This is a genomic window from Arenibacter antarcticus (assembly GCF_041320605.1).
GTDB classification, from domain to species: domain Bacteria; phylum Bacteroidota; class Bacteroidia; order Flavobacteriales; family Flavobacteriaceae; genus Arenibacter; species Arenibacter antarcticus.
In genome coordinates this window covers 4170993-4192687 of sequence record NZ_CP166679.1, presented here as the reverse complement: position 1 = coordinate 4192687, position 21695 = coordinate 4170993, and the positions used below count along the sequence as shown (strand labels likewise).

17 protein-coding genes are annotated in these 21695 nt (G+C 35.7%); 7 read left to right on the top strand and 10 right to left on the bottom strand.

The features are described from left to right. Window position 1: 1 nt before the first annotated feature. The 9 genes from KCTC52924_RS17205 to KCTC52924_RS17165 are packed head-to-tail and all read right to left on the bottom strand — an operon-like array spanning window position 2 to window position 6864. Window positions 2–619 (bottom strand): hypothetical protein, encoded by a 618-nt coding sequence (locus tag KCTC52924_RS17205; protein WP_251805994.1) that lies wholly within the window; start codon window positions 617–619, stop codon window positions 2–4. Window positions 620–665: 46 nt separating this feature from the next. Then, complete coding sequence (locus KCTC52924_RS17200; protein ID WP_370671481.1) at window positions 666–1577, bottom strand: type IV secretion system protein; 912 nt, start codon at window positions 1575–1577, stop codon at window positions 666–668. Between the two features lie 7 nt (window positions 1578–1584). Further along, window positions 1585–2202: a hypothetical protein gene (locus KCTC52924_RS17195; RefSeq protein WP_251805993.1), complete on the bottom strand. Its 618-nt coding sequence runs from the start codon at window positions 2200–2202 to the stop codon at window positions 1585–1587. A 7-nt stretch (window positions 2203–2209) separates the two neighbouring features. Continuing rightward, entirely contained in the window at window positions 2210–4750 is a 2541-nt protein-coding gene (locus KCTC52924_RS17190; RefSeq protein ID WP_251805992.1) for a TraG family conjugative transposon ATPase, read from the bottom strand. Further along, complete coding sequence (locus tag KCTC52924_RS17185) at window positions 4735–5058, bottom strand: DUF4133 domain-containing protein (RefSeq protein WP_251805991.1); 324 nt, start codon at window positions 5056–5058, stop codon at window positions 4735–4737. The genes KCTC52924_RS17190 and KCTC52924_RS17185 overlap by 16 nt, the downstream gene beginning before the upstream one ends. Before the next feature lie 12 nt (window positions 5059–5070). After that, the gene (locus KCTC52924_RS17180) at window positions 5071–5346 is read right to left on the bottom strand and encodes a hypothetical protein (RefSeq protein WP_251805990.1); all 276 of its coding nucleotides are present in this window, start codon (window positions 5344–5346) and stop codon (window positions 5071–5073) included. 16 nt (window positions 5347–5362) lie between these two features. Next, on the bottom strand, window positions 5363–5716 hold the full coding sequence (locus tag KCTC52924_RS17175) for a hypothetical protein (RefSeq protein WP_251805989.1): 354 nt from the start codon (window positions 5714–5716) through the stop codon (window positions 5363–5365). 6 nt (window positions 5717–5722) lie between these two features. Beyond that, window positions 5723–6169 (bottom strand): hypothetical protein, encoded by a 447-nt coding sequence (locus KCTC52924_RS17170; RefSeq protein WP_251805988.1) that lies wholly within the window; start codon window positions 6167–6169, stop codon window positions 5723–5725. Window positions 6170–6183: 14 nt separating this feature from the next. After that, window positions 6184–6864 carry a ParA family protein gene (locus KCTC52924_RS17165; protein WP_251805987.1) on the bottom strand — a complete coding sequence of 227 codons (681 nt, stop codon included), beginning with the start codon at window positions 6862–6864 and terminating at the stop codon, window positions 6184–6186. Between the two features lie 863 nt (window positions 6865–7727). Here KCTC52924_RS17165 and KCTC52924_RS17160 point away from each other — a divergent pair. From KCTC52924_RS17160 to KCTC52924_RS17130, 7 genes are all read left to right on the top strand, one after another. Then, window positions 7728–8111 carry a hypothetical protein gene (locus KCTC52924_RS17160; protein ID WP_251805986.1) on the top strand — a complete coding sequence of 128 codons (384 nt, stop codon included), beginning with the start codon at window positions 7728–7730 and terminating at the stop codon, window positions 8109–8111. A 2-nt stretch (window positions 8112–8113) separates the two neighbouring features. Next, on the top strand, window positions 8114–10408 hold the full coding sequence (locus KCTC52924_RS17155; protein WP_251805985.1) for a relaxase/mobilization nuclease domain-containing protein: 2295 nt from the start codon (window positions 8114–8116) through the stop codon (window positions 10406–10408). Between the two features lie 172 nt (window positions 10409–10580). Beyond that, window positions 10581–11666 carry a Fic family protein gene (locus KCTC52924_RS17150; RefSeq protein ID WP_251805984.1) on the top strand — a complete coding sequence of 362 codons (1086 nt, stop codon included), beginning with the start codon at window positions 10581–10583 and terminating at the stop codon, window positions 11664–11666. Between the two features lie 266 nt (window positions 11667–11932). Next, entirely contained in the window at window positions 11933–15217 is a 3285-nt protein-coding gene (locus KCTC52924_RS17145; RefSeq protein ID WP_251805983.1) for an Eco57I restriction-modification methylase domain-containing protein, read from the top strand. A 51-nt stretch (window positions 15218–15268) separates the two neighbouring features. Continuing rightward, window positions 15269–17461: an ATP-dependent endonuclease gene (locus KCTC52924_RS17140; RefSeq protein ID WP_251805982.1), complete on the top strand. Its 2193-nt coding sequence runs from the start codon at window positions 15269–15271 to the stop codon at window positions 17459–17461. Between the two features lie 2 nt (window positions 17462–17463). Then, the gene (locus KCTC52924_RS17135) at window positions 17464–19356 is read left to right on the top strand and encodes an ATP-dependent helicase (protein WP_251805981.1); all 1893 of its coding nucleotides are present in this window, start codon (window positions 17464–17466) and stop codon (window positions 19354–19356) included. Between the two features lie 13 nt (window positions 19357–19369). After that, the gene (locus tag KCTC52924_RS17130) at window positions 19370–21088 is read left to right on the top strand and encodes a hypothetical protein (RefSeq protein ID WP_251805980.1); all 1719 of its coding nucleotides are present in this window, start codon (window positions 19370–19372) and stop codon (window positions 21086–21088) included. A 208-nt stretch (window positions 21089–21296) separates the two neighbouring features. On the opposite strand, the gene KCTC52924_RS17125 is transcribed toward KCTC52924_RS17130, so the two are convergent. Beyond that, the gene (locus KCTC52924_RS17125; protein ID WP_251805979.1) at window positions 21297–21695 is read right to left on the bottom strand and encodes a hypothetical protein; all 399 of its coding nucleotides are present in this window, start codon (window positions 21693–21695) and stop codon (window positions 21297–21299) included.

Here is a 21695-nt window from a genome sequence, read left to right as displayed (position 1 = left end):
ATTATAAATCTTGATTGTGCAGAACGTCAAACTTTATAATTTTTAATCCATTCAGATTATTTGGAGTAGAGCTGGTCTCAACCAAGTACCCTTTCGTAATCATGTTTCGATATTCCGCATTTCCACTCTTTAATATTCTTTGCTTTCCAAAGAATCGAAACGGAAATGGATATTCGGAATAATCCACAAAAATCGAATCTTTTTCTATTTCGATGGAATAGCCACTTTTAGCGATATCCTCGTAATAGTTTTGATCGATTAATCGATTATACAGCCGTTGTACCGAGTGATCGGCCATATATAGCGCCTTACCTTCAATATTTCTTTTGATATGGCGTAAATCAGGTTCCAACGCAAAAAACAGTTCATGGAAATTAACAATATGTCCTTCACATAAAATGTCTACCGCTCGCCTGTAGTCTTTGATCCTGACGGCAGCCAGCTTTTGGCCGTTATCGAGCAGATAGAAATTGTTTTTAGCGCTCTCGTTCGTTTTGTAGGTATAAAAGATATTGAGGACAGTGGATACGAACGTGAGAATTAAAGATACATATAGCACCTTATTACTTCTGCTACCAATCTTACTTAAATCGTTGAAAATCTTATAATTACCGTCCATCTGGTTATTTGCTATCGTTTAAAATCAAATTTCATCGTTAAACCGATTATTGTATTAAGGTTCTTACCCCTTTTGTAGCTCCTCCAGTCTTTGCATCAACCGTTGTTTGTGCTGCTTTTTTGACATAGTGTTTGGTCTGCTCTTTTAATTGATTGGCACTGACGTTCATTCCCTGTACAATGAAATTGGCTAACGTCGGAGCTTTTAGATAAACAAAGACGTTCATCAGCATCAACAAACCGCTAGTGAGCACTAAACCTAGATTCGCATCTCCTTCAGACAGTAATGAGTCTATTAATTTATCCAACACGTGGAGCATAAAGTTATCTATGAGATAGAGCATAGGAATCCATAGGCAGACACTCATGAATTTTTGTAGCCATGCCTTCCACATTCCGGAAAATATAGGAATGAATGACAATCCTATATTTAATGGCCCGAATATTATCAGCACGAACAAATAGATTACAGACATCGCTTTTATTCCCACGAATACGACTGCGGATATGACAGATGCAATTGCTGTAACCCCAGAAGTAATAGCACCGAGAATGAGGGCTTGTAAAGCCTCTGGATCACCTTGTAGAAGCAGGTAGGATACACCATAATCTACCATAGATTTCGTCTGGGCCACAAGTATTTTGATATGGAGAACATCCCATGAAATATCGTTTGCCCTTAGCGACATTCCAATTCCTTGGTAGAACTCAAGAATCGTCCTAGTTAGTGCTCGATAATTAAATAGGACAAAAGCCAATGGAACCCATCTGAGATGTTCGAAAATATCAGCTCGCTTATCCTTGTTCAGAAAAACAAGAAGACCCACTAAACAAATACCTATGCACGCGAAAACTTGACCGATTTCTATCATAGGGTCTACCACTTCGTAGGCATCTAAAATGTATTGGTCAAAAAGTTCATTGACCGTTTCCCGTATTCCTTTGTCTGTATTATTCATAGCAAGATTAGTCTTTATTCATATTGATTAATGTGCCTCGTGCTTTTCGTAGGGAATTGATTTGAAAAAGTTTATGATTATAGGCTATCAGATTGTCTAAAATGGTTTCCAGTTGACGGTTGATGTCATTGACCTTTTTTAATCGTTCTTCTGGTAAAATGATGGCTTTAGTATTTAGAATATCATTACATTGTTTATATAAATTTTTAGTATCCAAAATAGCATTGACCGCATGGCCAATAAAATCATTGGTTTCCTTTCTATCTAAGTATTCCAATACTTGGACGGTTTGTTTGGAGGTTCGATACGCTTCGATAATTTTAGATTTTAAGTCCATGGTCAAATTTACATCCGTCGATAGGGTCACATACTTTGGAGCCTGTTTCTTGGCTTCAAGCTCCTCCTTTAGAATTTTTCTAGACTTTGAAGTATCATTATTATTTTTCTCCATTAATTTGATGAGATGAGACAGGCTATTATTTACTGCTTTTAGTTGAACGTTGATGTTTATAAGCTGACTGTTTACCACACCAACGCTTGCATTGGTGGCAACATCTGTAACTGGAATCTGGGCAAAGAGTCCCAAGGGTACCAATAGACTTAGAATTATAGGAGTTAGTTTCATTTTCTATTTAGTTTTTTGGAGTATTGTCAAAAGCGTACGCCTTTGCTGTTAATTCCCAGTTTTTATGATTTCTATCGTGTAGTCGTTTGATCTTTTCACTCTCAATGGGGTTGGTCTCATAGATGCATTTTTCTTCCAAAGAGGTTTCTACGCCATACACCTTTACCTTGTCCATCCAACAAAATGCGACCTCGCGAAATTTCCTGTCTTTTGGTAGATCTTTATTGAGAGACAGAATGAGTTGTTTCTGTTTTTCACCTAATCCCATTAGGGACTGTATTTTATCAAAGGATTGTACAAAGTCACGCATATCCAAAAACACCTTTATATGTGAATTGACGACTATGGCATTTTTGATGATTTCAGAAGAGATGAAATCATCAACTTTTTGGGAAATAAAGATCGGTTGGCCACCCATCTTTCGAGCCATCCTGGACTGGCTGTTAAAGTAATGTACCAATTCTGGTTTAACCAGAGCTTTCCAGGCTTCATCCACCGCCAATATTTTATTTATGGATAATTTTGAGGGGTCGTGCATCTTTTTGTTGAAGATTTCCATAATCATTAGAGCGGTAATAGGAAAAAGCAGCTCGTTGTCAATCAGTTTACCTAATTTGAAATAAATAATCTTCTCATCGCTTAAACTGGAAATCCGGTCGTCTAGTTTGTTCAGTAAGTTTCCTCTTGAACCATTGGCATAGTATTTCTCCAGCAGGAACATAAATACATTGGGATCGAACTTTTCCTTTGGGATTCTTTTAGTTTTAATATATGTTACAATGTGACATTTACAGTATTCGAAAAAAGTGTCGAACTTAAAATTGTTGTTTCCGTTATTCCACATCCATTGGTAATAGTCGGTTACCAAAAATTCTAGAACAGTATTTGTTATTTCCAATCTGCCTATATTTCCATCGTGCCCAATAATCAATTTTAGAAGGGTTACAAGGTAAATCAGCTTGCCTTCCGTTAAAGTTTTGAGTTTGATGTAGCTTTCTTGAGAATCATGTTTGTCCAATAGAAAAGGATTGAAGGTAAACGGGTTTTCATCGTGGTGTTGCAGGGTGACTCCACCAAATAACTCAGTAAGTCGATCGTATGAGTTGCCATCCTCCATAATTACGACTTCTGCACCCTGCCTTAGTTCGGAAGCAAAATAATGATTGGCCAGATAAGATTTACCACCGCCTGATCCAGAGGCGACCAGCATTCCCCGATTGAATATCCAATCTTTTTTTTCCGGTTCCCTGTACACAGAAACTGAAATTGGTTGGCCAGAAACACGGTCCACCAATTTCAACCCATCAACGGCCCTGGTAGCATCCTTATAACCACCCTCAAAATAGAGTAGGGCCGAAGCCATATCACTTGGCACAGGCATATACATATCAGAAGATATTCCAATGGCGTTTCCGGCTACCCCAGCAAAGAATAGGTTCTTTCGGTCTATGGTGTTTTGCTTCGCATTTATCTTTAGTTTTTTGAATGCGCCAGTAATGGAGTTTTCCATTTGCCTTTGCCGATTCCATGTTTCCTCAAAACCAAAAACATTGAGATGGTAAAAAACAGTTTCCTTATGATTTTCTAGTATATCTTTGGTATAATCATAGATCTGATCCGCATAGATGGCATTGCTGTCATCCTTTTTACCACTACCGAAACGTTGAAAGCTTTTGGCTTTGTTCCGCAATCCTAATAGGACTTTTTCTTGATTAGGAATGTAGATGTATTGATTGATAATATGTTCATGAGGGACCTTGAAACCTAATGAAAAGAGATTGCCTATTGGAAACCGGTTTTGTCGGGTAGTGAATTTTCCATATAACTCATGAGTGCTGATATGATCCTTACTAAACTGGTCTAGGTTTTCCAGAGTAAAAAACTGTCCTTGTTTGTTTCCAATATGAATGGTATTATTGTCAAAATCAACATCCACCAAATTTGCATTGTTTTCCGTAAGGCCAAAGTATTTGGCATAGAGCCCATTTTGGGAAAACAAGTCGTCGTAATCTAGAATAGTAGATTCTATAAGCCCGGAAGAATTGATCAGATTGTTCACGTTCTGTACCTGACCTTCAAAATCTGATAGTATACTACTATGAATAAATTCTTCTGGAATGGTTTGGGTCAAATAAAAACTTCGGGTTTTGTCCAAAAAGGAGTTCACCCGTTTGGAACTGTAGTTGATATAATTTTCTGGGACCACACTGATGTATAAATAATGAGTTCCAACTAAATAGGGGCGACTCATAAAATGTTTTTCATTCGCCCTTTCCATCATATCGCCCTGCAATCTTTCTGAAATTGGGGTATAGTTTTCCTGGAGGAAGAAATCTTGCCTATGTAAGAGTCTATTTGGTCCTAATATATTTATGATGTTCAAAAAAAGTTCATGGAGGATTTCATAATCTCTAGCATCCAAGGTGAACACCTCTGGGAGGATAAGTTGTAATGGAATGGTCAAACATCCCTTTTCCTTTGATATTAAGGCCTTCCTCTCGTATCCGTAAATGGGGAATGCATCCCAAAGTGTTACCTGTTTTCCCATAGCAATAGATTTTTGAAGTCATTGGTTATTTTGATGGAATCGGGTTTGGAAGCATCGGCCAGTTTTTTTATGAAACCATTGGCGCCGTAGGTCCTAGAGTAAAACAGCAGGATCAAGAATACGATGACTATTGCTATGCCAGTAATCAGCATGGCCAAGAACATGGATATGAATACGGATAGGACAAGGCCGATTATGATTGCTGCTGTACCAAGGTAAATGCAGTAAAAAATGTACTTTGCATTGAGGCCTTTGTAATACACCTCTTTTTGCAGCCCTTTCTTTATAGGAATGTGGCAATTTTCCATAGTACGGGAAATTTAAATGTTAGCAATTTCCTCACCTATGGCTATCAACGCAAAAAATATGGCGATGCCAATAATAATCTTACCCAATTTATTGGCCAGGTCCGTCTGCTGATCCCGAATATAGAGATAGGTCAGACCTGTTATGGCAATGGCCACACCTGCAATAACCTTAATTATATCTACAATTTCTCTGGAAAGGCTCTTCGAATCGTTCTTGAAATTTTGGGCTTCCTCAAGCAATTGGTCGAATTGACCATAGGAGCACAGGGATATGGATACCAGAATCAAAAAAAGAAGGAAGGGTTCAAGTTTCGGATTTCGGCGGTATCTTATCGGCCGTATCCTCGTTGCGGATGACTTTGAGTTTCTCATGCTTTTTGCGAGTTAAGGAATTTGAATTATCTTCAAATGAACCCTCTCTAAAAGCTTCCAAAAGTTTTGAAGTGTCTTCCACTTCGGTTATCTGGTTGAGTACAGCGTCTAAATCGGCTTTACCATCATTTGATTTATATACAAATTTAGTATTTAAACGCAAATAATCAAGTTTTTTAGAATGTTTTTTTGATTTTGTACTTTTTTTGGATAGTAGCACCCATATGACATACCCGTACCAAACAAGGGCAAGCCCGAACAATATGTACCAGTAAGTGCTCAACATTCAGTTTTATTTTTGCTCAATGAGCGCAATCAATTTTTCGTAATTCTTGTTCGTAAAATCGAGTAATACCTTTCGTATCAAATCGTTCCTCGAGGTCTTGACGCCCATTTTATAGGAGATACCCATTGCCAGTTTTTCGTATTTGATTGCACAATCGCTGTTGATGGTCATAAAAAAGGTTTCCTTTTTATTTTTCAATTTATCGATTTGCAATAACACATCCAATTGTTTTCCGATATTAAGATTATTTCCAGAATGACCCTCTTCCTTAGGTTTCTGATTTTCCTCCCACTTGTTGATAGCATCTTCCTTTCTAACGTTTACGGAAGTGGTTTGTTGTTTTTGACTCAAACGATCTAGTTTGAGCTGTTCTAGGGTGCTTGTTGTCTCCTGGTTCTTGTTAGCCATTTGTTGGAGCAGATCAAGAGTGGTGATTTTTTTCTGTTTTCCCATTGAAATCTAGTTTATTAATTTGATAACTGTTCTACTTCTTCGAAGAATCTTTTGATATCCAACTCGCCGTCTTCCTTGTTTTCTGGAATAGGGTAGAGCGTGTTCCGATATTGTTCCTTGTAAATAGTCCTGTCCTTGACCACACTTTGCATCATGGGGATACCGGCTTGTTCGAATTGTTGGCGGAGTAGTGAAAACTTGTTTTTTCTTACCAATTTATATTTGTTGAAAAATAAGTTGACACTTTTGAGTACGCGCTCCTCATTGTCCAGAAAGTTGTTCTTTAAGGTAAAATAGAAATTAGAGGTGCTGTCTATCTCCAGTTCGTCGTGGCTAAAGGGGATGAAAATATGCTCGACATATAAAAGACCCCTTACCATTTCTATGTTGAGACTTCCCGGTAGATCTAGAATGATGTAATCTATTAGACCGTAATATTTCATAATAGTTTCTTGGAGAGATTCCACTGTTACCCGTTCGATGGGGTAAAGCTCTAATTCCTTGATTTCTGAAGCCTCCAAAAGATTAAGTTCACGCTGTCTTTTTTTATAGATTGAATACTGTGGATTGTCCCCGTCAAGGAGCACCACCTTTTTCCCTTTTGCATAATGAAGATTGGAGGCAAGGATTAGGTTTAAAGTTGTTTTTCCGATCCCCCCTTTTTCACCTACGATACTAATTATTTTTGTTTCCATAATACATATATTATTATTATACCGTTCCATTCATATCTTGGAATATGAATGTAGATTTAGGGACATATGTACCTATAAATATATTTGAATATGCACCTATATTTATATTTAAATATATGTATATAATTATTTAATATACAGTAAATTAGAGTAAATATTTTGTGGTAAGACCACATAATACCATATTAAAACAAGTAGGTACAATGGGATGTTCCATATGGTCTTATACTTTGATTTTTGATGCGGAATTTTTGGGTTTTATCCAATTGTGAAGAGTAGTAAATTACAATTTTGTACAACTTAATAGGGTATTGGTTTTCCTTTTTTTTACGTCAATTTTGTCTATTCCGTTATTCAGTTTCTGAATGGATGGGATTTAGTAGAATGGTAGTTTCGGTATAATTCCAAATCCCTGCGGAAGTCAAGCAAACCTTTCGCTCCAATCCCTCCCATGCGGACATGCTTCGCCGGTCCACTCGGGATGTCTTTCCGCTCCTGTTTTCCTCGACCTCCTCGGGACCGCGCAAAAGCACAAACGGCAAAAAGGCCGCTTGAGCTTTCTTCTCCCTTCCTATAAAAAAACAGATTATTTCTATGATTTATTTGATCGATATTATTTTAATATTAGACCAGATGGGTTGTTTATTTGTACCCATTTGATAGCATGTGGTTTGATATGGTTTAATGAGTTAAAATACTGATTATTAGTTTGTTATATTCAATTGTGAATTGCTATATTTATATATAATTATCCGTTTTTGACGGATAGCAAGTTATGTTTTAAACATCTTAAAACGCCTACTTCTTACGAAGTGAAAACCCTGCTTTAGGCGGCAGGAAGATGATATAAATCGAGGCAGAAAATGGCAATCAATAAAATCGGGAGAAAACGTTTGGGGAGCAAGAAAAGGGAGCATGCCATAACGCTCTATTTTAATGGTACAGAATTGGAAAAGATAAAGACCATTCTGCAGTCCTATAATCTTGATTATCGGAAAAGGGGAACTGTTGGACCTTTCTTAAGAAAGCTTATCCTTAACAAGGAAACGATAAAAGAGAAACGGATTCCAGACAGTATTTCGAACCTCGGTTACCAATTGAACAAAATAGGCGCCAACATCAATCAACTGGTCAAAGTGGCGAGCTACAAGAACCTGAGAAGCCCAAATTCTAACTTGGATCGAGAGATGCATAAGGCCAACAAACTGATAATCGAATTGATAGAAACTATAAACACCAAAGATTAAATATGATAGCAAGGATACTTTATCGGAACAATGTGCAGGGAGTATTGGACTATGTTTTGGGCAAGGCCAATAACACCATACTCGGCTTCCAGAACACCTATTCGGATACCGATACCAATACTAAATTTTTCGGAAGGGTCCTCTATTATCTCGGCAATCGGCACGATTCCGAAAAACGGTACGTACATGCCACCCTTAATCTTCCCCGTGGTGAACAATTGGAAGACAAGGTCTTTTTCGAACTCTCCAAGGCATATATGAATCACATGGGATATGGGGAGCAGCCTTATATGGTGGTCCGCCATCACGATACCAAGCACGAGCATGTCCATATCGTCTCGACCACTATCAAGGAGGATTGTCTGCAGATAAACTTGTCTAACGATTTCAGAAGGAACGTGGCCACCCAGAAATACCTGGAAAAGCAGTTCGGTCTTTCTCCATCACCAGACACACGACAAGGCAAGGAGCTTCCGATATATCGAATCCCCCAATTCAAGAACGAAGACATCAGCGGTGTAAGGTTCTATATCCAGGATATCATAAACAACACCTTGCAGAAGTACAAGGTGCGAAGCTTCAAAGAACTGTCCGAACTACTAAGACCGTACCACATCCAATTAAGGACAGTGGACCATAATAGTAGGATAGGCGTATCGTTTGGCATAGAAGTAGAGGATGGTTACAGCTCAAGATATATCAACGGTTCTACCGTACATCCTCAACTTAGCGGTCCAAAATTGCAAAAGGTCTTTGAGCGGAACAAGCGTTCCAAACTATTGCCTATGGTACAAAAGCGTTTGGAAAAGCAAATATTGACCACATTTAAACTGTTTGAGAGCATACACTATGAAAATCTGCCGGATGTACTAAAATCGTACCAAAATCTGGATTGTGAATTGCCTTATGGAAAGAAAGAGCAACCAAAGGATATCATTATCTATGACAAATCAGGATTTATATTGAGGGCTTCGGAGATAAGTTCGAAAATAAAACTCGCAAACCATCCACAGCTAACCAATTCCGAAAATGAGAAAACAAGTATCGCAGTTGATGGCAAACAATTTAATCTTGAAATACAAAAACTAATAAAAAACGCCTTTTATAAATCCTACTTGGATGCTAATAAACGTGCTACATTGTTCTCGGAATTTGTAATGATCAAAAGCTTTAAAGAGGTGTTGCCTTATATAGCGAGTTCGGAACAATATTCTTTTCTAAACCATTATTCGACCAAGAATGGAGAAAGTCCGTTGTTGAATTTGGTACAAAAGGAATTTGAAAACACGCGTACTGGATTGGGCATATCGGAAGCGAACAAAGAACTTAAAACGCTGAAAAACAGGGCTTCAATTTTAAAAACGGCAATGGAAGCCAATGTATTCGATGTTTCTGGAAACAAAAGTATTCTATTTCATTTGTTACAGGGCCTGGGCCTCAAATATGATAATGGAAAGATTTCCTATAGCAACTCCAATGTACATTCCGTTAAGATGCTCCTTGACAATTATCAAATTCCAAATGAGAATGAGGCCTACATATCCTTTGGGAGTATCAATCAAAATGAAAGGGTATTGCAACTGTTAACGGAAGTACAGGGCGCCAAGGGTACGGATTTAGGCGCTACCGCTTTTTTCCTTCCCATGCTACTGCCCCAAATTTATAGCTCAATGGCTCCGGACTATCGAAAGAAATTTGAAGAATATAGCTTAAAGGCATACCTCCGTAATGCGGAAGGAATCCATTTGTCTTATGAAAAATCTCCAAGAGATTATATACAACTGTTCAACGCCAAAGGGTTTTATTTCGAGCAAAGAGAGGATGAAATTTATATCAGCTCAATATACTCCAATCAAGGGGTCAGTAGTCCGTTAGGATCAAAAAATCAGGCATATATTAAGTCGATCAAGAATTTGGATACGGTGTTGAACGATCAATCCAAAACCATATCCAACATTACGGACAAGGGTAGGGGAGAGTTCAAAAACTTATGGCTTTCTTGTTTAATAGAAAAAGGATTATACAGGAAAGCTTCTTTTATGATGGTCTATGATAAATTACGTCCAAATTTGGATAAGGACATAATGGAGTACCACTTGGAAAAAGGATTACGGGAACAGTTACTTGATGTATCCAAACAAAAGTTGAACTCACAACAGGCAACTATTTTACGTAGGAGTGCCTTTGCTTTCAGTTCCCTTTTAGGAGGTAGCCATTATAACGAGGAAGAAGTCTTTAATGGGTTTAAGGACGAGCTTACGGATTATTCTAAGCGAAATGGAATTTACCTTTCTTGAAGAGTTGAAATTGGATATAGGAGATCATAGCAATGATAATTCAGAAGGCGAGAATAGAATAATCTTAATAAAGAACAAGAGTAAGTTTTACCCTTGTAGCACGAACAAAGGTAAATTTTCGTTATATTTACCCTTGTTAACCATACGTAAGTAATTATTACCCTTGTTCAAAATGACAGCATTTAATAGAGATACGCCATACAATAGCCTACCATTATTGCCACCAAAAGCAGCCTTGGAAACTACTAAGGTGTTGCGTAAGACCATTGATGCCAGTAGGGCATTGGCACAACTAAATGGTATGCTGACCAATTTACCCAACCCAACGTTGTTTTTGGACACCATACATTTACAAGAAGCAAAAGCGAGTTCCGAAATAGAGAATATCATTACTACTAATGATGATTTGTACAAATCTATAGTTGCTGACAAAAAGTTTGATAACCCTGCAACAAAAGAGGTGATTAGCTATAAAGAAGCACTTTGGAATGGATTACGCGACATAGAAAAACGCCCATTTATAACTACCAACTTGTGCATTGAAATTGTACAAAGTATTAAAAAGAATACCGCAGGCATTAGAACAACGCCAGGAACTGCATTAAAAAATGAAAAAGGTGAAACTATCTACACACCTCCTGAAGGTGAAAATGTGATAAGGGAGAAATTAGCAAATCTTGAGACCTTTATAAATGGTGAAGATTCAATAGATCCTTTAATTAAAATGGCTTTAATGCATTATCAATTTGAAGCAATACACCCCTTTAGTGATGGCAATGGTAGAACCGGGCGTATTTTATTGCTGCTCTACCTAAAACTTGAAAAATTGCTGGATACCCCTGCTATTTATTTAAGTGAGTATATTATAAAAAATAAAGCCGACTATTACAACAAGCTACGTGAGGTAACCGAAAATAATGCTTGGGAATCGTGGATATTGTATATGCTTGAAATGGTAGAGTATACCGCTAAAAAAGGATTGCAACGTTTAAAGGATGTAACCGATTTAATGCAATTGATGGCATCTGAAATTAAAGAAATCTTGCCAAAAGTATATACTAAAGAGCTTGTGGAAATATTATTTAGATTGCCATATACAAAAAGACAATTTTTAATTGATGCCAAATTAGGAACACCCAAAACGGTTGGTAATTACCTAATAGCCTTAGAGGAAGCTGGGTTTTTAATATCTGAAAAAGTAGGCAAAGAGAAATTATATCTCAACCATAGATTAATGGCTGTTTTAGAAGCCTCTTAGCTACAAAATACAGGATTACGAAATAAAGTTTAACGTGAAATTTATTCGCTTTAATGATACTACATTTTTTAAAGATTCACATCAAAATCGTGCCTAGAGAATTCCTGAAAACCGTGACACTTAGAGAAACGGATAATGGTTGGAAGCATTGTAGTAAATAAAATTGAATTTTGTAAATAAAAGACTTACACCATATGGGTGTTTAAAGTGTTAATGCTCATTAAGTTTTACTATTTTAGAGGCATACTAACTCACCTAAATAGTTAATGGCATTATTTCAAACATCCGTACTTAAATCACATCTCGCTTTACTTAATCAAGAAGCAGTCGATAAAGCATATAAAAAGCACCAAAAATACTTCTGGAACACTACGATACAGGAAAATATCAAAAGTGCAAAAGAAGAACAATATCAAGCAACATTTCTTAATGAATTATTCGTTAATATATTAGGCTATACCCTATTTCCTAACCCTAATTCAAACCTGACTACAGAGTTTAAAAACGAAAAGAATGCACGCAAAGCAGACGGTGCAATTCTTAAAGACGGAAGTGCTATTGGAGTTATTGAATTAAAAGGCACCAATACAAAGGACCTAGAGAGCATCCGTAGACAAGCGTTCGATTATAAAGCAAATCAAAAAGGATGTATCTATGTAATCACATCAAATTTTGAAAAGCTACGTTTTTATATCAACGATGCCACTGAGTTTGAAGAGTTTGATTTGTTTACACTTTCACCTGAGCGTTTTAAATTGCTTTATTTGTGTCTGCACCAAAGTAAAGTACTCAACAATATTCCGCTCAACATTAAGGAAGCATCTATTGCTGAGGAAGAAGAAATCACCAAAGCTTTTTATAAAGATTATTCGGTATTTAAACGTGAACTGTTTAGAGATTTGGTGCGCAACAATTCTAAAACCGTCAAGGCGAAGCTCAGTACCAACATCGATGAAGATGAACAGCTTGCCATTGCGCGATTAGAGAAGAATGTGAAACTCACTTTGTTTAAAAAATCACAAAAACTGATAGACCGTTTTCTGTTTATATTTTTTGCTGAAGACCGGATGTTATTGCCATCTAATTCCACCTTGCAAATCCTTAAAAAATGGAAAAATGATCAAGATTTCGGGGATGACCGTCCGTTGTATGATCTGTTTAAACAGTATTTTAACTTTTTAGATACCGGAAGAAAAGGAACCCAAAACCGTGCTGAAATTTATGCTTACAATGGTGGCTTGTTTAAACCAGATGCTATTCTTGATGCCGTAGAAATTGATAGTGATCTATTGTTCAAATATACCCTTAGCTTATCCAATTACGATTTTGAAAGTCAGGTAGATGTGAATATTCTGGGACATATTTTCGAAAACTCGCTCAACGAGATTGAAAGTGTGAGTTCAGAAATTGAAGGTGGGGAGTTTGATAAACAAACCAGCAAGCGTAAGAAAGATGGTGTCTTTTATACCCCAAAATACATTACCAAATACATTGTAGAAAATACGATTGGCAAACTATGTGAAGAGAAGAAAATAGAGCTAAGCTTTCATGAAGAAGAATATTTCAAAGGTCGTAAAAACCGAAATAAAACAACTATAGCCAATCTTGTCAATATTCTAGATGAATATCGTGATTGGTTATTACAACTGACTATTTGTGATCCTGCCTGCGGTTCTGGCGCATTTTTAAACCAAGCATTAGATTTTCTAATTAAAGAACACAGTTATATTGATGAATTGAAAAACAAAATTTTAGGTGGTGGTTTACAATTCTCTGACATAGAAAATACCATTTTAGAAAATAATATATATGGGGTTGACCTGAACGAGGAAAGTGTAGAAATAGCTAAACTTTCCCTTTGGTTACGTACTGCCCAACCAAGAAGAAAACTGAACGACTTAAGCAGCAATGTAAAATGTGGGAACAGTTTAATTGATGATAGAAAAGTAGCTGGAGATAAAGCATTCAAATGGGAGACTGAATTTCCTCATGTTTTTAAAAAAGGTGGTTTTGATGTGGTGATTGGGAATCCGCCTTATGTTAGGGTACAAAATTTGAGATATGATGAAATAGATTTTTATAAAGAAAAATATGAGGTGGCTCACAAACGAATAGATGTCTCATTAATGTTTTTTGAATTGGGGTTCCAAATCATTAAACAAAACGGGCTACTATCATTCATAACTTCTATTCAATTTGTAAATGCAGAGTATGGAAGAAAAATTAGAGAATTGCTTCTAAATTATAGAATAAATGAATTTATAGATTTCGATGGTTTAGGAGTTTTTGATGGCGCAACCACTTATCCAGGGATATTAATGCTGCAAAAACAAAAACCATCTGATTTTGACTACTTCAAAATTCATGAGATAGGAGCAACCAGTCTTTTTGAAAAACATAACCAAGATTCTTTATTTTCATTAAAAAGGACGATATCACATAGTTCGTTAAATGATGATGTCTGGGTTTTCGGGTCAAAAGATTATCAAAATGTTTTAGATAAGTTAGAGGAGAATTCAATAAAACTTAAATCATTTGCTAATCCTTGCACAGGTCTAACTAGTGGTAAGGACAAGGTTTTTATTTTTGACAAGTCACAAGTTGATGCACTCGATCTAGAGAAAGAAATTTTATTACCCGTCGTTAGGGGAAGGAATATTTCTCGTTTTTATATAAGTGATGAAACCGACTTTGTACTGTATCCTTACAGATTAATTAACGGAGAGACTAAGATGATACCTGAAGATGATTTGGCCTTAAATTATCCAAAATCTTATGCTTATTTGAAGGAACACCGGATTGAATTAGGAAAAAGAAAGGATTCTCGAAAGTTACTCTCCGAAACAGGTGATTGGTACAAATTAATACGAAAAGGTAGGTTAGAGCTCTTTCGATCTCAAAAAATTCTTACTCCTGGTATTAGTAAAGAAAATAGATTTGCTATTGACCATGACGGTTTTACTTATTTATGTGGCGGTGCAGGTGTTTTTGGTTTAGTTCAGGAAAAATTTAACATTTATTACTTAACTGCCATACTTAATAGTAAAGCAGTTGAATTCTTTCTGCATTCGATTAGCACTAAAAAGCAAGGGGGTTACTATTCATATCTAAATAGTTTTTTAGAACAAATCCCTATTCCCATAAAACAGAATATCGATATTTTATCAGCTTCAGAAAATATTGAAAGATTGATTAAAAAATCTGTTGATATCAACGAAAAGTTGAAAAAGTATATGAGTGAAAAATTCAACATTTCAAATTTTTCAACTAAACTCCAATCTTGGCACGAACTCTCCTTCGGTGATTTCATTAAGGAGTTAATCAAAGCTATCAAAGCCAACAATAAATTAAGAGCGGCAGAAGATTTGGCGCCTGTTCCAGAGTTGACCAAAAAGGATGAGTTCGAATGGATGGAACTTTTTGAAGAGAACAAGAAAAAAGCACAGGACCTTCAATCTCAAATTGCCAAAACTGAGAAAGAAATTGACCAGATGGTTTATCAGTTGTATGGGTTGAATGAGGAGGAGATTAAGATTGTTGAGAATAGTTAAAAAAGGTATTAATAAATAAGGCTTGTAATTAGAATATAAATAATATCCAATATGCACATAAAGTTTTTCCATCTTCAAAATTTCAGGAAACTTAAGGATTGTAGAATAGATGTCTCGGCAAAAGAAACGGTTTTTGTTGGGGCAAACAATAGTGGCAAAACATCGGCTATGGATGCTTTGATATTATTTCTAACAAAAAATAGAGATTTCGACTTTAAAGATTTTACGCTTTCCAATTGGGCTGAAATAAACAAAATAGGAGATAATTGGCTTAATGAAAAAGATTTAGCAAAAATCGAATTTTCATTAAATTCTTGGGTTTCTGAAATACCCACTCTCGATATTTGGTTAAAAGTTGAGAATAATGAATTACAGCACGTTAGCCATATCATCCCTACGTTAGGTTGGAAAGGAGGCATTTTGGGGGTACGATTAAGATATGAGCCTGCTGATTTGAAAGCTTTGTTTAGTGAATTTGTAGAAGTGACTAATAATACACGAAAAATTTATGATACGGAGAAAGATAAAGAATCTACTTTCAAATTGTGGCCAAAAAATTTAAGAGATTTTTTAGATAAGAAATTAAATAATCACTTCAAAGTTCAGACATATCTTCTGGACCCAACACAGCACGAGCATCCTCAATTGCTCTCAGATAAAGATGTTGCAATTCAAGGAGATGTATTGGACAAACTTATTAACGTAGATATAATTAATGCTCAACGTGGATTTACAGATGCTAATGCTGATTCTGGGGAAGGTGGAAATTCAAAAAATTTATCAACTCAATTGCGTGGGTACTATGAAAAACATCTTAACCCAAGTATAAATCCAACCGAAGCTGATATAGATGCATTAAAACAACTTCATCAAGCTAAAGAGGCCTTCAATAAGAATCTTCAAGACAGCTTTGTTGATGCATTAGATGAACTGGGAGATTTAAATTACCCTGGTTTCGGAAATCCGCGCATTAGGTTAAGCAGTGAGATAAACACAGCAAATAGTCTTCAACACGATTCTGCTGTGCAATATTCTATGAATGATGGTATTTCTGATTTGTCCTTACCAGAAAAATACAATGGACTTGGATATCAAAATCTTATCTCAATGATTTTCAAACTGATAAGTTTTAGGGATAAGTGGATGAAAAAAGGAAAAAGTTTCAATCCAGCAGATAGTGAGATGATTTTTCAACCTATTCATTTGGTTTTAATAGAAGAACCAGAAGCTCATTTACATGCACAAGTACAGCAGGTTTTTATAAGAGAAGCCTATAAAGTGTTAAGAAAACATGAAAATCTACAAGAAAAGAAGGAGTTTGAAACGCAATTAATAATAAGTACACATTCTAATCACGTTGCGCACGAAATTGATTTCACTTCATTACGTTATTTTAAGCGTAATATTACTGATACTAGCACAATCAATACGTCATCTGTCGTCAATCTTTCTAAAACGTTTGGAGGGGATAATGAATCTACAAGATTTGCTAAAAGATACCTCAAGACAACTCATAGTAATTTGTTTTTTGCTGATGCAGCAATAATGGTTGAAGGTCCTGCGGAAAGAATGCTGATACCCTATTTCATTAAGCATCATACTCAATTGAATAAATGCTACTTGTCAATTTTAGAAATCGGTGGTAGTCACGCCCATACCTTAAAACCTTTAATTGAAAACTTGGGGCTAATTACTTTGATTATAACAGATATAGATTCAATAAATCCGAAATTAAGTCGAAATAAAGTACAACCGGTTCTCAAAAATCAATTTGAAACAGGAAACACCACTTTATCGAATTGGATACCTAAAGAAAAAGATTTGGATGCCTTACTATCAATGAATTCACTAAAGAAAGAGGACGATAATAACCCTATTAAGGTTGCCTACCAAATTCCAGTGGAACTAGAAGATGACAAAAAGAAAATCATAGTTTACCCATATACATTTGAAGATTCATTAGTACTCGAAAACAGAATAATATTTAGAAAGCTTACTAATTCAAAAGGTCTACTTAAAAGAATGGTTGATGCTACAAACGAACAGACGGTTCAGAAATCAGCAGATAAGATGTATGACATAATAACAAACCCTGCAGCAAAAAAGGCGGAGTTTGCTCTGGAACTATTTTATTTTGAAGAGCCTAATGTTTTAAGTACCCCAAAATATATTGAGGAGGGGCTAGAATGGCTTGAAGAAAAACTTATTTCTAGAAAAACTGGATTTCAAAATTTACAAAAATAGATATGGGTGCCTCGCTAAAAGACAATAATATTGATGATTCTGTTGATATTCAAATATCGGAATGTTTAAATCCTCACAACCCAAAAAGTTTTTTTTTGTTCGCTGGAGCAGGTTCTGGAAAAACTAAATCCCTTGTCCAAGCATTGATGAGATTTAAAGACTCTTTTGGATATGGATTCGCTCTAAAAAGTCAAAAAATAGCGATTATCACCTATACTAACACAGCAGCTGATGAAATAACTCAAAGGTTAAAATTCGATCCAATTTTTAATGTAAGCACCATACATAGTTTTGCTTGGGAATTAATAAAGTCACTTACTTCTGATATTAAAATATATGTAGAAGGTCAATTAAAGGAGGATTTGGAAGAATTGAATGATGCCCAAACTAAATCGAAAGATTTAAATAACAAAACCTCTATCCAAAGGGCAAAGAAAATTGTATCAAAAGAAAGGCGTTTAAAAAACTTACCAGAAATAACACAATTCACATATAACCCGAATGGCGATAATATCAAAAAAGATTCACTAAATCATACCGAAGTAATTGGTATAACCGCACATTTTATGGAAAATGAACCGTTGATGCAAGATATTATTGTTGCTCGATTTCCAATAATATTAGTGGATGAAAGTCAGGACACTAAAAAAGAGCTAATTAAGGCACTATTTTCTCTACAAAATAACAAGAAAGCTGTTTTCTCTTTAGGATTATTTGGGGATACCATGCAACGAATCTATGCTGATGGTCAGCCAAATTTGGGATTATCTCTGCCAAAAGATTGGTTGCTTCCGTCAAAACAAATGAATCATCGTTCTGATAAAAGAATAATAAAGCTCATAAATGATATTCGTAAAGGCGTAGATAAGCAAGAACAGTTACCTAGAGTTGAGAAAGCAGATGGTGTTGTTAAATTATTTATTTCGAGTAGAGATAAAGACAAAACTTCGGCGGAAGAATTAGTTGCTGAAAAAATGTCCGTTTTATCAAAAGACAAAAACTGGTTAAATGCCGATGAAGTTAAAATCTTGATTTTAGAGCACCACATGGCAGCAAAGCGAATGGGGTTTCTTGATTTATTTCAACCATTGTACAATGCAGATAAATTGAAAACGAGTCTATTGGATGGCTCCCTTTCGGCTTTAAATATTTTTAGAAAAATAATATTGCCATTAGTTGATGCTAATAACACAAACGACAAATTTGCAATAGCAAGAATAGTAAAATTAAATTCCCCGCTTTTTGATAAAAAAAGAATAGAGTCTACAAAAAATCAACTGGAGTATATTTCAACTATTAACAACCACGTAGAGAAATTACTTAAATTATGGGAAGATGAAGCAGACCCATTACTAATGAATATAGTTGAAGTCATAAAAGAAACAAATCTGTTTTCCTTGCCGGGAGATTTAAAAATTAGTGTTTCAAAAGAATCGGAGGACAGAGATGATACAGATGAAGAAGAAATAGATGATAATAGTCAAAGCTCGGTTGAAATAATTGAAGCCTGGGAAGCTGCTCTTCAAACACCCTTCTCGCAAGTATTTAATTACAATGAATACTTATCAGAGAAGTCTAGATTTGCCACACATCAGGGAGTAAAGGGTTTAGAATTCCCGAGGGTTATGGTAATAATCGATGATGAGGAGGCAAAGGGATTTATGTTTAGTTACGATAAATTATTTGGTTCAAAAGGATTTTCAGCTACTGATATAAAAAATTTACAAGAGGGAAAAGAAACAGGTATTGATAGAACAAGGCGATTATTTTATGTCGCTTGTAGTCGGGCAGAAAAAAGTCTTGCAATAGTTGCATATACTAATCATCCAGAAACGGTAAAAGCTAATGCTCTTGCATATGGTTGGTTTGAAGAAAGTGAGATAGAAATTATATAGCTTATCATCGATTATGAGAAATAAAACAAACGATAACGACTATCAAAACGATTGGGCATTCAACGACGATTTCACCAAAGAAATCCATATTTCTGAGGCTAAAAGCGGACTCAATGGTTATTATTGTTTGGGCTGTAAAAAGGAAATGCAGGCAGCTAAAGGTTTAAAAAGAGTTCATTATTATAGGCATCACGCAAAAAATGTAGATAAAGGCAATACAGAATGTGTCGTAGCTAGCAGAAATTATAGAGAACGTTTAGCCAGAGATATACTTCAAAGACTAAAGGAATTAAAAGTTCCAGAAGTATTAAAATTTCCAGCTATAGGAGAGGAAGGTGTGCCAATGCTTTTAAAATTACCCGAGACTATAAGAGCTTATAAAGTGAAGTCTGAACTAACTTTTTACGAAGATGAGAATTGCCAAATTAATTTTGGTAAAAACCCAGATATAGACGAGAGGTTTTTATTGATAAGACCAGATATTACTTTTTTCAATGAGAAAGACGAGCCTGTTTTGCTCATTGAATTTGTTTTGTATCATAAAATAGATATTGAAAAGAAGTTAAAACTTAAACGTTTAGGTTTAAATACTGTACAAATAATCATTCCAAAAAAGCCTGGGAATGAAATTGAAAATGCACTAAAATCAAGAACAAAAGTTAAATGGGTTTACAATGAAATCGAAGCCAACACCAAATATATATTCGTTTCCGAAGCAACTGATAACGGAGTATGGTCTATTGATGACGACCAGAGAAACATTTTCGAAGAAAATTACAAGTGCAGAGCAAACCAAATTAAATATCTTATACGAACAGTTAAAAGAGCTTTGGAATCGCAATCTTACAAAAGAGCTGAACAACACTTTGAATCAGAAATATCTAGAGTTGAGAGAGCTACAGAAGCTGAGAGGAAGGGACTGGAAGAAATGGAAGCAAGAATTGATGAAGAGGTACGAGAGCAATTTAGAGACAGAGCTTTCGATGTTGAATCACAGAGAGGAAATCTTAGTATTAGAGAAAGAGGATTTAGAGAAAAATTTAATGACTTGGACGATAGATATCAATCTAAAAAAGAAGAACTTAGAAGGGAGCAAAAAGGAGTTGATAGAGATAAAGAGTCAGAACTCGAAAACGGAGGAACTGAGGAGTCAATTAGAGAAAGATTTAAGCGTTCAAGCGAGGAATTACGAGACGAGTTTGAAGAAATATCAGAAGGCGATAAAAGAATTATCCATAATAGAATGGAATCTAACGGAAAAATATCAGAAAAAACAGAGCAGCTTACAGAATTATTTGGACAGTTTGAAAGTGAAGAACAAGGAAGCTTTACAAATAGAAAAAATGATATTGGAAAAAGCTTCAAAGACCAGTCTAGACTTGAAGAAGAAAGCCTATCAGAAAATAATAGAAGAGAAGAAAGAAGTATTAAAGAATTACAATTCAAAGAGAGAACCTTATCAGAAGAGTTTAGAAAACTTGAAGAACGAGAACAAGAAAGCTATAGAGAAGGAAGAGCTGAAATTGATCGAGAAGAAAAAGGATTTGAAGAATCAATACGTGAAGAACTTATTAGAGAACTCGGACAAACCGCCAACAAATTACCCAAAAGACTTAAGTTTGTATTGGAAGCACAGCGAGTGGGACGCGATTACGAAATTGCTCATCGCGAAGAACAATACTATAGAAGGGCACGAGAGATTTTTAACAAGGGAACTTGGAAAACACAATAGATCTTTAGATTGGTTTTTAGAAGTGTTTGAAGATGACATTATTGATCGGTAGCATGCAAATTTGAAGGGGCTTTCCCTTAAGGTTTTTCTCGCATGTTTTGATTTATGAGAAAAACCAAGCCTCGTAAACAATGGTTAACGCGGCTTTTACCAGTGTAGTTATAGTAGGAGACCAACACTTTCCTCACTCTGGTAACCCAGCTATTTTTTAAATCTTCTTCTTAAACTCCGTCAAAGCGTTAACAATGGCAGTCTCCATATCTCTGTACTCCTCTTGAACATCGGCCTGGTACACTACATTTTCCCCAATATTGTCCTTAGGTATAAACTCGTTTTCCTCTGTGAGGATCCATGCGGGGTTATAGCCCAAAGAATAGTAATACAAAATCAATTTGATGGTAGTCAAAGATATGGCCCCACGTTCTACGTTGACCAAGGTATTATAGTCCATGTCAAAACGTTCCGTGATCGATTTTATGGAAAATGCACTTGAACGTTTGTTGCCGGTATCCTTTTCGATCAGTTCTTCGCGAATCATCTTTAAACGTTCGCTGATGTACGCAAAATCCTCTGTGGAGGCTCTCATCATCTCATCTAAATCTTTCAT

Coding starts and splice junctions, on each gene's coding strand:
- KCTC52924_RS17205 (WP_251805994.1), bottom strand. CDS start 619: ATGGACGGTAATTATAAGATTTTCAACGATTTAAGTAAGATTGGTAGC.
- KCTC52924_RS17200 (WP_370671481.1), bottom strand. CDS start 1,577: ATGAATAATACAGACAAAGGAATACGGGAAACGGTCAATGAACTTTTT.
- KCTC52924_RS17195 (WP_251805993.1), bottom strand. CDS start 2,202: ATGAAACTAACTCCTATAATTCTAAGTCTATTGGTACCCTTGGGACTC.
- KCTC52924_RS17190 (WP_251805992.1), bottom strand. CDS start 4,750: ATGGGAAAACAGGTAACACTTTGGGATGCATTCCCCATTTACGGATAC.
- KCTC52924_RS17185 (WP_251805991.1), bottom strand. CDS start 5,058: ATGGAAAATTGCCACATTCCTATAAAGAAAGGGCTGCAAAAAGAGGTG.
- KCTC52924_RS17175 (WP_251805989.1), bottom strand. CDS start 5,716: ATGTTGAGCACTTACTGGTACATATTGTTCGGGCTTGCCCTTGTTTGG.
- KCTC52924_RS17170 (WP_251805988.1), bottom strand. CDS start 6,169: ATGGGAAAACAGAAAAAAATCACCACTCTTGATCTGCTCCAACAAATG.
- KCTC52924_RS17165 (WP_251805987.1), bottom strand. CDS start 6,864: ATGGAAACAAAAATAATTAGTATCGTAGGTGAAAAAGGGGGGATCGGA.
- KCTC52924_RS17160 (WP_251805986.1), top strand. CDS start 7,728: ATGGCAATCAATAAAATCGGGAGAAAACGTTTGGGGAGCAAGAAAAGG.
- KCTC52924_RS17155 (WP_251805985.1), top strand. CDS start 8,114: ATGATAGCAAGGATACTTTATCGGAACAATGTGCAGGGAGTATTGGAC.
- KCTC52924_RS17150 (WP_251805984.1), top strand. CDS start 10,581: ATGACAGCATTTAATAGAGATACGCCATACAATAGCCTACCATTATTG.
- KCTC52924_RS17145 (WP_251805983.1), top strand. CDS start 11,933: ATGGCATTATTTCAAACATCCGTACTTAAATCACATCTCGCTTTACTT.
- KCTC52924_RS17140 (WP_251805982.1), top strand. CDS start 15,269: ATGCACATAAAGTTTTTCCATCTTCAAAATTTCAGGAAACTTAAGGAT.
- KCTC52924_RS17135 (WP_251805981.1), top strand. CDS start 17,464: ATGGGTGCCTCGCTAAAAGACAATAATATTGATGATTCTGTTGATATT.
- KCTC52924_RS17130 (WP_251805980.1), top strand. CDS start 19,370: ATGAGAAATAAAACAAACGATAACGACTATCAAAACGATTGGGCATTC.
- KCTC52924_RS17125 (WP_251805979.1), bottom strand. CDS start 21,695: ATGAAAGATTTAGATGAGATGATGAGAGCCTCCACAGAGGATTTTGCG.